Origin of the sequence: Azospirillum humicireducens, from assembly GCF_001639105.2 — a bacterium.
Classification (GTDB): domain Bacteria; phylum Pseudomonadota; class Alphaproteobacteria; order Azospirillales; family Azospirillaceae; genus Azospirillum; species Azospirillum humicireducens.
In genome coordinates this window covers 883,486-896,105 of record NZ_CP015285.1, presented here as the reverse complement: position 1 = coordinate 896,105, position 12,620 = coordinate 883,486, and the positions used below count along the sequence as shown (strand labels likewise).

Here is a 12,620-nt window from a genome sequence, read left to right as displayed (position 1 = left end):
ACGCCGGATGGTTCAGGCGGCCGCATCGACGGGTGGACGGTCCTTGGTTGCGATCTCCACCGCCCGGAGGAAGTCGCCCGTCATGCCGTCAGCCTCGAATGCCAGATGGATGCGGTTGTGCTCCACCGCCTTGACCATGACCGCCGCCTCGGCCCCGTAGCGGTCGAGGCGCAGATGGCCGGCGGTGCCGGCGAGCGAACGGCCGTCGGTCGCCGTCACCGGATCGATCATGGCGCCGCCGATGGACAGGTTGCGGACGGTCACGGCCAGACGGTCGCCGCCGATCAGCAGCGTTCCCGTCTCCTCCACCCGATAACGCGGCTTGCGCCGGCGGTCGGCGTCGCCGGTGGAGGTGCGCACGATACGCACCAGGACCTGCCGCAGGGACTCGATGGAGCGGGCGACATCGCCGGAGCCGTTCTTGACCTGGGCCGCCTGTTCGCCGGTGCGGTCGGCCTCCTCGGACACGGCGGCGATGCGAAACGAGACCTCCTGTGCGGCACTGGAGGTTTCCACCACGTTGCGGCTGATCTCCTGGGTGGCGGCCGACTGCTCCTCCATCGCGGCGGCGATGGAGCCGGCGATGTGGTCGATCTCGGCGATGGTGCGGCCGATCTCCTCCACCGCCTGCACGGCCTCGTCGGTCACCGCCTGGATGGCGGTGATCTGGCGGGTGATCTCCTCGGTCGAGGTGGCTGTCTGGTTGGCGAGGCTCTTCACCTCGCTCGCCACGACGGCGAAGCCCTTGCCGGCCTCCCCCGCCCGCGCCGCCTCGATGGTGGCGTTCAGCGCCAGCAGGTTGGTCTGTCCGGCGATGGACTGGATCAGGTTCACCACCTCGCCCACCTTCGCCACCGTCTCCGACAGCGAACGGATGGTGGCCTGGGTGTGATGGCCGCTCTCGACCGCACGGCGGGTCACCGCGCTGGAATGGGCGACCTGGGACGAAATCTCGCGGATCGAGGCGGCCAACTGCTCGCTGGCGGCGGCCACGGTCTGCGCGTTGGCCAGCGCCTGCCCGGCAGCCGACGCCACCGTCTGCGCATTGATGCTGACGCGCTCGGCCGAGCCGGACATGCCTTCCGCATCGTCGGCCATGGAGCCTGTGCGCTGGGCCACCTCCTCCACCGCGCGGCCGGCTTCGCGCTCCACGGTCGAGGCCATGGCCTCAAGTGCGCGGCGCCGCTCCTCGTCCGCCTGCCGGTCGCGCTCGACACGCTCCTGCACGGCGTAGCAGAGGCGGGCCTTCAGTCCGCGCAGCTGGCTGGCGACAGGGTGAAACTCCACCGCTTCCGGCAGGTCGATGATGTGGGCCTGGTCGTTGCGGGCGATTGCGTCGAAATCGGCGGAGAATCCGGCCAGCGGCCGGCGAACCGTGCGCAGAAGCAACAGCCCGCACAGAACCGCCGCCAGCAGAACGCCCAGCCCGGCAGCCACGGCGACCACCAGATGCCACTGGAAATCCTCCAATGCCCCTTCATATTCGGCTTTGGCGACGGTCAGCTGCAGTTGCAGCAGGTCCTTGTTCGTCTGGAAGGCGGCCTGGAACAGCGGTTCGACGCGGTCGCGGACCAGAACCTCCAGCCGCAGCGAATCGCCCAGGCGCGCCAGTTCGACCGCCGGCAGCAAGCCTTCGTTCAGGAAGGCGGCGCGCTGCTTGGCAAAACGTTCGGCCAGCACCGCCTCCTCCGGCGTCAGATAGGTGGTGAGATACTCCGCCCACAGCCGGTCTATGGTGGCGTTGTTGCCGGTGATCCGCGTCTCGCGCCCCGCCATCACCTTGGCGTCGGTACCGTCGCGGGTGTCGATGATCAGACGCTGAAGCGTCTGCACAGTGTCGCGCATGTGGTCCAGGATCTCGCCGATCTGCACCGCCGGCACAGTCCTGTCCTCGTACACCGTCTTCAGCGAGGCGTTGCTGTCCGACATGCCGCGCAGGGTCACGCCGCCCACCGCCAGCATCGCCAGGATCATGAAGCTGAAGATCAGGGTCAGCCGGCCTGTCACGCTGGCCGTCCAGCGCCGCAATGCCGCCCCGGCGTCCCGCCCCACCGTCTGCCCGTCGCGCACCGTCAGGTGACGCGCCCGTCCGTCGCGGATGTCGGCATAGAGCCGCTCGGCCGCCGCCACCTGCTCGCGCTTGGGCTTGGTGCGGATGGAGATGAAGCCGGTCACCGCGCCCTCCTCGATCACCGGCGTGACGTTGGCCCGTACCCAGTAGAAGTCGCCCGTCTTGGTGCGGTTCTTCACCAGCCCTTCCCACGGCCGCCCGTCCTTGATCGTCGCCCACAGGTCGGCAAAGGCCGCCTCCGGCATGTGGGGATGCCGGATCAGATTGTGGGGCGCACCGATCAGTTCGGATTCCGCATAGCCGCTGATGTCGACGAAGGCCTTGTTGACGAAGGTGATGCGCCCGCCCGTGTCGGTGCGCGACACCAGCAGGACGCCGTCTTCCATCACGATTTCGCGGTCGGTGATCGGTTCGTTCAGGCGCATGGACAGGGCCTCGTCAGGCAAGGGACAGGTTTGGCGGCGCGACGGGCGCAACCGGACTTCGGATCAAGGTCGCCGCACCGCCAAACGATGGCGATGGTTCGGTACAGATATCGGAATGGAGTTTCATCTACTCTGGGTAGGCACCCCTCCGCACTGACACAGATCAAGTCAGCAAGAGGCGTGCCATGCACAATGAAATCCTTGGAAGCCTTCTGCGGGGAAAACCCCTATGGGCAGCAAGCCCGGCGGAACAGGGGAAGGTCGTCGTCGGCTCCGCATTGCGCTGCATCCGGCATCGCAATTTGCAAAAAATGAAACGCCAATCCGGTGAGAGATTTCCAAAATGCAAAATACTGGATTGCCGATGAGAGAACTGTCACTTGCATGAGAAAATGTTGATAAAAAGAAAGCCCCTCGCTCGACTTGGAGAGAGGGGCTTCAAATCTGCGACAATTCGCCGCAATGCTTATAAGCCGATAGAAAAGGCCGCAGCGGCTCAGGACTTCGCCATCAGCTGTTCCAACCAATGGATATCGTAATTGCCGTCGATGAAGGCCTGCTGGGCGATGATGCGCTCGTGCAGCGGCAGCGTCGTCTGGATGCCGCCGATCACATACTCCTCGATGGAGCGGCGCAGGCGCATCAGGCACTCGTTGCGGGTGGTGCCATGGACGACCAGCTTGGCGATCAGGCTGTCGTAGTGCGACGGCACGCGGTAGCCGTCATACAGCGCTGAATCGACACGCACGCCCAGGCCGCCAGGCGCGTGATAGCCGTCGATCTTGCCCGGCGACGGGATGAAGGTCTCCGGATTCTCGGCATTCACCCGGCACTCGATGGCGTGGCCTTCGAAGCGGATGTCCGACTGGCCGTAGCCCAGCGGCGCACCGGCGGCGACGCGGATCTGTTCGCGGACCAGATCGATGCCGGTGATCATCTCGGTGATGGTGTGTTCCACCTGCAGGCGGGTGTTCATTTCAATGAAATAGAACTGCCCGTCCTCGAACAGGAACTCCATCGTACCGACGCCGCGATAGCCGATGGCCGCCGCGGTCCTGGCAGCCAGGGCGCCGATATACTCGCGCTGCTCGGCGTTCAGGGCCGGGCTCGGCGCCTCCTCGATCACCTTCTGGTGCCGGCGCTGGACCGAACAGTCGCGCTCGCCGAAATGCACGCAGGCGCCGTGGGTGTCGCCCAGCAACTGGATCTCGATATGGCGGGGCCGGCCGAGATACTTCTCCAGATAGACCTCGTCGTTGCCGAAGGCGGCGCGCGCCTCGCCACGGGCGAGCTGATAGGCTTCCTTCAGCTGGTCGGGGTTGCGGGCGACCTTCATGCCCTTGCCGCCGCCGCCGGCCGCCGCCTTGATCAGCACCGGATAGCCGGTCTCGTGGGCGACCTTCTCCGCCTCTTCCAGGGTAGACACCGGACCGTCGGAGCCGGGCACCACCGGAAGCCCCTGTTCCATCACCGTCTTCTTGGCGGTGACCTTATCGCCCATGATCCGGATATGCTCCGGCGTCGGGCCGATGAAGGTGAAGCCGTGCTCCTCCACCATCTCCGCGAACTGGGCGTTTTCGGACAGGAAGCCGATGCCTGGATGGATGGCGTCGACATTGGTGATCGACGCAGCCGACAGGATGGCCGGAATGTTGAGGTAGCTCTCGCGCGCAGACGCCGGACCGATGCACACGCTCTCGTCGGCGAGGCGGACGTGCATGGCGTCGGCGTCGGCGGTGGAATGCACCGCCACGGTCTGGATCCCCATTTCGCGGCAGGCGCGGTGGATGCGCAGAGCGATCTCACCACGGTTCGCGATCAGGACCTTTTCGAACATCGCCAAGGGAATGCCCCGCTTACTCGATGATGAGGAGAACTTCGCCGAATTCGACCGGCTGGGCGTCGGAGACCAGCACCTCGGCGACCGTGCCGCCGCGCGGGGCCTTGATCGGGTTCATGACCTTCATCGCCTCGATGATCATGATGGTCTGGCCGGCCTTGACCACGTCGCCCGGACGGACGAAGGGCGTGCCGCCCGGTTCGGCCGCCAGATAGGCGGTGCCGACCATCGGCGAGTTCACCGCGCCCGGATGGCTCGCCGGCTTGGCCGAGCCCGGAGCAGCCGCCGCGGCGGCGACCGGCGCGGCCGCCAGGACCGGGGCGGCCTGGACGGCGACCGTCTGGGCGGCGGTCGGCCGGGTGACGCGGATGCGCTTTTCGCCCTCGGCGAACTCGATCTCGCTCAAGCCCGTCTCACGCAGGAGGTCCGCCAGCTTGCGGACCAGATCGCCGTCGATGTCGAAGCTCGCCATGATGTCAGTCGTTCCCGTTTCCTTAATCGCGGTCGATGATGTTCGCGATGGCGTCCAGCGCCAGAAGATACCCGTGCGGCCCGAACCCGCAGATCATTCCCCTCGCCACCGGCGAGATGTAGGAGTGATGGCGGACCGGCTCGCGCTTGAAGATGTTCGACAGATGGACCTCGATCACCGGCAGTTCCGACAGGATCAGACTGTCCATGATCGCGACCGAGGTGTGGGTGTAGGCGCCGGCGTTGATGACGATGCCGTCATTCTCCGTGCGTGCCTGCTGAATCCACGAGACGAGCTCGCCTTCATGGTTCGATTGCCGGAAATCCACGGTCAGACCCAGCTGGTCGGCACGCTCGTGGCAGGCGGCCTCCAGGTCGTCCAGGGTCATCGACCCGTAGATTTGCGGCTCCCGCACGCCCAGCATGTTGAGGTTCGGCCCGTTGAGGACCAGAATCGACGCGTCGATGGCCACGGCCCGCGCCCCTTTTCCCATGATCGAAACCGCGCGTTTATAGCACGAAGCACCGTCCTGTCCATGGCGACGCGGGCCTTTGGCGCGGAAAAGCGCGGCATGGGCTTCCGCCCGGCGTCGCCGCCATCCTGTCCGCGCCGACAGGCCGCCGGGGCTCAGGGGGGTGGCGGAACGGTGTGGCCCGACAGCAGTTCATGGTAGATGCCCTGCGCCTTCAACGCCTTGAGCCCGTCGTTGAAGGCGGCGAGCGTCGTTTCGGCCCCCGGTGTGGCGCGCCCGATCACCAGATGGAAGGTAACGACCGCATAGGGGTGCTCCGAGACCCGGATGTCGTCCGCCAGCCCGGACCGGGCGATCGCGGCGGCGGCGCTGTACTCGTCGATGACGAGGGCATCCGCACGACCGGTCGCCACCATGCGCACACAGGCCCCGAGGTCGGACGGAGTCTGCCGCGCCAGCTGCCCCTGCCCGACCAGCGCCTCCAGTTCCGGCGGCAGCGCATAGCCCACCGGCTGGCAGACGGTCCGGCCGCGGAACCCCTCCAGGGCCGGGGAGCCGCGCACCGATCGGCCGTCGGCCGGCCGGGCGTCAAAGGCCATGGCCGTGCGGTTCGACATGTAGACAAACTGCCGCACCTCGATCACCGGGTCGGAGAACAGCACCTCCTGCTCGCGTTCCGGTGTGCGGACATAGGGGAAGGTCGCCAGGAACCGGCCGGCGACCACCGCGTCGTAACCGCGCTTCCACGGCATGAACCGGACATCGTAATGGCGGCCGGACACCGCGAAGGCCCGGCGGGCCAGGTCCGTCACCAGCCCGCCGGCCGGCAACTCCTCGCCCGTATAGGGTGCGTAATCGCCGCCCGTCACCAGGTCGAGGCCGGTGTAGGGAGCCGGGGCCGGCCCGGAACCGGAGTCGAGTGCCTGCCCGGCTGTCGGCACGGCGAGCAGCAGCACGACGGCAGGGAGCATGGCCGGCAGGACGGCCAGCATGGCAGCGCCCGCCCTCTCCGCGACGATTCCGCCCGCCAATCGAACGCCCATTTCCACCCTCTCCCGCCCCTCCGCGGACCGTCGGCCGACACCCGCAAGGTCCAGGGATCTAACGACCTTTCCGCGATCCTGTAAAGAGCGGGCGGGGATCGCCGATCACTCCGCGGCGGTGGCGGGGGCAGAGGCAGCCTCCCGCGCGCGGCGGCCGGCCGGGTCGGTGTAGAGGTCGTTGATGCGCTGGACATGCACCGCCGTCGCTTCGCGGATGGCGAAGATCGCCTTGCGCGCCCTGCCGCCCCAGCCCGCCGGCTGCTTGGCGAAGATGGACCGGAAGAAGCGGGTGTTGGCGAGGAAGGCCTGCCGCAGGTTCAGATCGACGTCACCGAACCGGTCGCTCAGGCCCGCGGCGATGCGGCCGGCGAAGAATTGCCGGATTTTGACATGGCCGACCAGGAACAGACCGCCCAGAATCACGGCGGTGCCGACCACGCGCAAGGGCACGCCGCCGTCGGGATTGTCGAACAGCCAGCCCAGGAAGGCGCCGATCCCGCCGCCGATCGTCTGCAAGATGGCTCCCGACAGCACCAGGAGAAGCGCGCCCCACACGGCATCGCCGATCAGCACGCGCCTGCGCCAAGCCGCCATCGCCTCGCGCAGCTTGGGGATGATCTCGCCCTCCAGCTCCTTGGTCAGGCTATCGATGGAGCCGATGATGCGGTAGGCCCGCGCGACCTCCACCTCGTTGATGCGGGTGTGGAGTTCGGCAAGATCGTGATCGCGCCGCGCCTCGTAGCGGGCACGGCGGCCATCATCCTCGATGGCGACGGCGGAGCGCTGGTCGTAGATCGCATAGAAGCGGCCCGACACCAGCCCGGCCTGGGCGATCGCCCGCTGCCAGGCACCGAAAACCGCCTCCAGATTGTCTTCCTTGGCCGTGGTGTCGACCTGGTTCAGGATGTAGCAGACCTTGCGGGCATCGGCACGGTTCACCGTCTTGGCGACCAGATGGCGCAGGGTGTCCTGCATGGCGCCCGGTTCGGGATGGCGGGCGTCGAAGAAGACCAGCACGAGGTCCGACAGCTCGACGATATGGTCGACCAGCCGCAGGACGGAGCGGCGCTGGTCGTCGGCATCGAAGCCCGGCGAATCGATGAAGATCTTGCCTTTGGTCCGCGGCCCGGCAAGCGTCTTCAACTGCAGGTAATTGTCGATCCGCTTGCCCTCGCCTGCCGCCACCTTCTCGATCTCGTCGGCGATGCGGTAGAAGGGAAAGCGCGGGTCGGCGTTGAGCGCGGTGCCGGGCAGCGCCTCCTTCCGCGTTTCCGGCCCGTGGCAGATGACGGTGAACTTGTCGTCGACCGCCTGGTTGCCGGTGTTCTGCAGCGCCTCGCCCAGATAGCCGTTGAGGAAGGTCGACTTTCCGGCCGAGAAGGTGCCGAGCACCGCGACCATCGGCCACCAGGGAATACGGGTGGTCAGCGACTCATGACGGTCGATCAGACCAAGCCCGGCAAGGATCCGGTCGAAGGCCCGGAAGGTCGGAAGGACCGGCAGCAGGTTGGGATGTTCGGCGCGCAGATGGGCATCCAGGGCCGCAAGGCGCTGCTGAAGGGCTTGCCGGGGGGTCATGGTCGGTCTGATTCCACAATGGCACGGGGCACGGGACTTGGACCGGATGCGGCGCTGCGCCCGCCCGGTCGCGTCCGGCCCTGTCTAGCACGGGCGGAGCGGCGTCCGGACATGAAATCTCCCTCATACTCCATGCGGGGGACGATCGGTCGGGCGAGATCGGAAAGCCGTCGACGGTGGATCCGGTGGAACAGGTCGCGGAAGCGGAACGTTGCTTCCGAATGGACAGCGACGACGGCACCCAGGCTCCCCCTTCCGCCCCTCCCCTCTCCGAACCGGGAGAGGAGCACCGGCTGACCGCGGAGGAGTTGGCCTTCCTGCTGCGCGACCCGGCCGAGAGGGCGCGTGAGGCCGATCGCGCGGCGCGCTCCAACCGCAGCCGCACCGAACGCCGCGCGGCCGATCCCGCCTATGCCGAGCGGCTGCGGGCCGGCGACCGCGAGCGCCAGCGCCGACGACGCCTTCGCCAGTCCATCGGCCGTCCGGAGCCGCCGGGCTCCCCCGTGGCTTTTCTGCCCGACCTGAGCGAGGCTGAGGCCGTCCGGCGCCTGACGCTTCATCTGGAGCGGAGCACTGACCGGCAGGCCGTGCAGTTGCGGCGCCGGCCGGAACGCGTCAGGCTTTATGCCGAAGCCTTCGTCGTCTACCGCACCCTCGCGGCCGGCGGCGACCGGCCGACGCGCGGCGCGCTCGCAGCCCTGCTGAAGTCGCGCTTCGGCCGCAGCGTCACGCCCTCCCAGGTCCAGAAGCTGCGCGACCATGTGGAGGCTTTCGCCACCCCGGGTGGACCTTGGGCCGCCGGCACCGCCGGCACCGCCGATGCGGCGGAACCTCTGCGAATGAAGGGCATCGCCAAGGCCGATACGGATAGTCACGCATCACGGCAGGAACCCCGGTGAATCGGGCCACGAACCGCCCCGCCGAACTCGGCGCATAAGGTTAAATATCTATTAATGCTTCTCCCGCCAACGATTCTGTCCTTTACTGGACGGGGAGCGGCGCGTGACACCTTGTATCGGCCTGAGTCATGTGAAAGATTGCTTATTCCGCGCACGATTATTTGCCGCAACCAGAAGGTTTGCGATCACCATTTGTAGCAGTTCTCATCCCGTCTGCATTCGAACCGGCGACGGCTGAATTTTCCAAGCGATCACTCCAACCATTGGATGAGACGAAAGACACGGAGATTTCCGCCAATGGATGGGTGTAGGGTATGGACAAAGCGCTCACGGAATTGATTCTGGCCAGCTCGGAAATAATTCAAATCTGTAACAAAGCAACTCCTGCGAATGTTTCCCCACCATCGATACCTATCGGAATATGGCGTCGATAGACCAATATTCAAAAGTTTTCTCTTGAAAATCGGAAAAGATCATGCAAACAATCCTTTCATTCTCGCAAAGAGAGGCGATGGAAGACTGGCTATCGGAGACCAATGGACATGAGTGAACCGACGGCGCGCAAAAGAGGACGACGCGGATCGCCGGAGTCTTGGTCTGTTGATGCCCATGTCGGGCAGCGAGTGCGGATGCGCCGGACCTTGCTGGGGATGAGCCAGGAAAAGTTGGGTGAAGCCATCGGACTGACCTTTCAACAGGTCCAGAAATACGAACGCGGCTCCAACCGCATTTCCGCAGGCACCCTCTACCGTCTCGGCCAGGTCTTGGACGTTCCGGTCAGCTTCTTCTTCGACACCTACAATGATCCGGACGGATCACGCCGCCGCCCCGGCTTCGAGGACTCCGACGACAATGACACGCAGATCAGCCGGCGCGAGGCGCGGCTGCTGCGGCTCTGGCGCGCCGCGCCTTCCCATGTGTCGGACGAGATGTTGTCGCTGCTTTCCGCACTTTCCCCTGAAATAAGGGAACCGCCGGAAGGATCCGGGGAGGGTGGCAACGACGAGGGCGGACCGTCATACCTTGACGGTTCTCCGCTGTCAGGTGACGCCGCGCAGAGCGATGGCCGGAGCAGCGCCGCAGCTGATACCGTCATGGAAGCGGATGGAACCCGCGTGTCCAGCCGGGCGGTTCGAAGCGATACGCCGCGGATCAAGACGACCGGATCGGCCGAGGCTTCGGGCAACAACAAGGGAAAGCGACGCCGTCACGGAGCCGTGTGGGATCCGACCGACATTCTGCGCGCATCAAAATCCTCGCCCCGCAATTGACGGCAGGAAGCGGCGACCGGTTCGGTTCCTTCAAAGCGGATGCGGTGGACCGTTCCCCCCCAGAGTTCCCATACGAAAAGCCCCGCATCGTCTGATGCGGGGCTTTTCGCTTCACATGCTGAACATCCAACTGGGCGCAAGCGCCGATGCGCGGCCTTACCAGCTCCGGACCTTACCAGCTCCTGACGGGGCCGACGTCGAGATGCACGAAGCCACTGCGGGGATAGAAGCCGACTCCGCCCCCCTGCATGGCCTTCGCCGTCTCGGAAATGGCGCGCAGCTGCGTGTCGGGCAGGCGGATGTCGATGGCCATGCCGCGGGTATGGTAGCTTTCCTTCGCCACCCCGCGCGACCGGCGGCGCGCCATGGCATTGGTCCGGCGGGACCGGTAGCCGCAGATCACCTCGAAGGGATCGTCGGACCCGACGCTTTGGTGCACGCGGGCGAGCAGATCGAACAGCCGCGGGTCGTAGTGGCAGACCTGCTTGGCGCGGTGGTCGCGCAGAAGCACATCGAGCTTGCGCAGCGCATCCGGCTTGTAATGGCCGTCGGCCCAATAAACGCCGTCGAAGCTCTCGTTGGTGTTGATGTTGTGAAGGCTGAGGCGCCGGACACCGCCCGCCAGAGGCGCAGCGTCGGCAGAACCGGCCCCCAGAAGGACCGGAGCCGCGGTTACGCCGGTCACCACGCCACCGGTCACGACCCTGGCCGCGACGCTCGACGCCAATCCCGATGCGACAGGAACGGCCGCAGACACCGCCGCGGCGGCAAAACCCAGGAACCCGCGCCGCCCCATGGCCGGAGCGACACGCTCATCATCCCCCAAAAGCATCCCCGAACCTCGTCGTTTTGCGTTCTGGCCGTTCTACGATGTGGCCGTTTGGCGTCTGGCGGGTCGCTTGGCGCCCACGTTGGGTGTAAACCTTAGTAACCAACGCTTGCCCGGAGCGCTTCGTCTGGCGGGAAACGTCTACGGACGGTTATTCGTATAGGGAAGGTCATCGGTCCAGGCAATCAAAAAATTTCGCACTGTGACCTTATTGCATAGGCGGGGTCATAGGACGGCGACGGGAAAGCCACACTGGACGAATGTTCGCGAAGAATTCGCGCCGTACGGCTCGCCTTCCATTATTGCGTTGCATAGATTGACCATAAGGGCCGCGCCGCACCCTTTCCGATTCGCAAATGGCCCGCCGTGACAGAGGGTTTCGACATGACCGTATCCGCCGACCGCCGCAAGCCCTGCACGCTGGCCGTCCTGGCCATGGCCGCCGCATCGGTGCTGGCGCTGCTCGGCCCTGCACCGGCCGACGCCCTGCCCTATCGCGACACGCTGACCCAATGGGCCGACCGGCTGGACGGCGCCGCGGCGGAACTGGACCGCACGCCCACGCAGCCGTCCACCCGGATCGGCGAAGGTGCGACGATCAAGCAGGGAAGCCGCGGGGAACGGGTCGCCCGGCTGTCGCAGCGGCTGGTGGAACTCGGCCTGCTGCCGGCCGACAAGCTGTCCGACCATTTCACGGCCGATATCGATCAGGCGGTGAAGGCCTTCCAGCTTTCGCAGCGGATGAAGCCGGATGGGCTGGTCGGTGCCGGCACCCTCGCCGCGCTGGATCGCACGCCGGCCGAAGCGGCCGGCCTGATGCGGCAGAGCGCCGCGGCAATGCGCAATTTCCGCGACACCGCGCCGGACGATGTGCTGGTGGTGAACCTGACCGACCAGACCACCACCCTGGTCCGCGGCGGGGAGGAGGAGCTGACGATGCGCGCCATCGTCGGCCGGCCGTCGCGCGAGACGCCGCTGCTGACCGATCGCATCACACACATCATCGTCAACCCGACCTGGACCGTGCCGCCCACCATCCTCAAGGAGGACAAGCTGCCGATGCTGCGGGCCAAGGGGGTTCCCGGCATCCAGAACGCCATCGTCTATCTTGATGGACAGGAGGTGGCTCCGGAGACTGTCGACTGGTACGGCGTCAGCCCCGGACGGGTCCGCATCGTCCAGCAGCCGGGCAACCACAACGCCCTGGGCCGCTTCCGCTTCAACCTGACCAATCCCCACGACATCTATCTGCACGGCACCAACGAGCCGCGCCTGTTCTCGCGGGAGCTTCGCTCGATCAGCTCCGGCTGCGTCCGGCTGGAAGACCCGCGCCGCTTGGCCGAACTGCTGCTGCAGGGCACCACGGTCACGCCCGCGCGGATCGACCGCATGCTGGAGAGAATGCAGCCGCAATGGGTGAAGCTGGCGACGCCCATGCCGGTCCAGTTCGTCTACTGGATCGCGACGGTCGAGGCGGACGGAGCCGTCCGCCTGCATCCGGACATCTACGACCGGCTGGACGACGCGCCGGCCACCGCGTCGGTCCCCTCGTCCGCATCCGACCCGGCGGTCCCGACCATCGCACCGGCGGCGGCACCCGCGTCCGCACCGGCACCCCAGCCGGCCGGCTCCGGCCGCACCGCCGTTCCGATGAACAAGTCCGGAACCGCCGAAGGTGGCGCGGCTGCGGTCGAGAAGTCCCCGGCCTGACGCCGGGGCC

At 66.5% G+C, this 12,620-nt stretch carries 9 protein-coding genes and 1 pseudogene; 3 read left to right on the top strand and 7 right to left on the bottom strand.

Annotated elements, in window-relative coordinates; genetic code table 11:
• Positions 1-12: 12 nt before the first annotated feature.
• From A6A40_RS32255 to A6A40_RS04085, 6 genes are all read right to left on the bottom strand, one after another.
• Positions 13-2,496: a methyl-accepting chemotaxis protein gene (locus A6A40_RS32255; protein ID WP_063634233.1), complete on the bottom strand. Its 2,484-nt coding sequence runs from the start codon at positions 2,494-2,496 to the stop codon at positions 13-15.
• 496 nt (positions 2,497-2,992) lie between these two features.
• Positions 2,993-4,333, bottom strand: coding sequence for an acetyl-CoA carboxylase biotin carboxylase subunit (gene accC / locus A6A40_RS04105; RefSeq protein ID WP_063634232.1), 1,341 nt, complete (start codon positions 4,331-4,333; stop codon positions 2,993-2,995).
• Positions 4,334-4,352: 19 nt separating this feature from the next.
• The gene (gene accB / locus A6A40_RS04100; RefSeq protein WP_063634231.1) at positions 4,353-4,808 is read right to left on the bottom strand and encodes an acetyl-CoA carboxylase biotin carboxyl carrier protein; all 456 of its coding nucleotides are present in this window, start codon (positions 4,806-4,808) and stop codon (positions 4,353-4,355) included.
• Between the two features lie 22 nt (positions 4,809-4,830).
• Entirely contained in the window at positions 4,831-5,280 is a 450-nt protein-coding gene (gene aroQ, locus A6A40_RS04095; RefSeq protein WP_014247329.1) for a type II 3-dehydroquinate dehydratase, read from the bottom strand.
• A 155-nt stretch (positions 5,281-5,435) separates the two neighbouring features.
• On the bottom strand, positions 5,436-6,323 hold the full coding sequence (locus A6A40_RS04090) for a substrate-binding periplasmic protein (protein WP_063634230.1): 888 nt from the start codon (positions 6,321-6,323) through the stop codon (positions 5,436-5,438).
• 105 nt (positions 6,324-6,428) lie between these two features.
• Positions 6,429-7,901, bottom strand: a complete 1,473-nt coding sequence (locus tag A6A40_RS04085) for a dynamin family protein (protein ID WP_063634229.1) — start codon at positions 7,899-7,901, stop codon at positions 6,429-6,431.
• Positions 7,902-8,122: 221 nt separating this feature from the next.
• Here A6A40_RS04085 and A6A40_RS04080 point away from each other — a divergent pair, with 221 nt between their 5' ends.
• Both A6A40_RS04080 and A6A40_RS04075 read left to right on the top strand, forming a co-directional pair.
• On the top strand, positions 8,123-8,800 hold the full coding sequence (locus A6A40_RS04080; RefSeq protein ID WP_236783727.1) for a hypothetical protein: 678 nt from the start codon (positions 8,123-8,125) through the stop codon (positions 8,798-8,800).
• Between the two features lie 542 nt (positions 8,801-9,342).
• A pseudogene (locus A6A40_RS04075) lies at positions 9,343-9,604 on the top strand (helix-turn-helix domain-containing protein); the annotation flags it as partial.
• Positions 9,605-10,243: 639 nt separating this feature from the next.
• Here the strand turns inward: A6A40_RS04075 and mepK are convergent.
• Complete coding sequence (mepK, locus tag A6A40_RS04070) at positions 10,244-10,903, bottom strand: peptidoglycan L,D-endopeptidase MepK (protein WP_082860718.1); 660 nt, start codon at positions 10,901-10,903, stop codon at positions 10,244-10,246.
• 381 nt (positions 10,904-11,284) lie between these two features.
• Between mepK and A6A40_RS04065 the strand changes: the two genes are divergently transcribed.
• Positions 11,285-12,610, top strand: coding sequence for a L,D-transpeptidase family protein (locus A6A40_RS04065; RefSeq protein ID WP_063634227.1), 1,326 nt, complete (start codon positions 11,285-11,287; stop codon positions 12,608-12,610).
• The last annotated feature ends 10 nt before the right edge of the window (positions 12,611-12,620 follow it).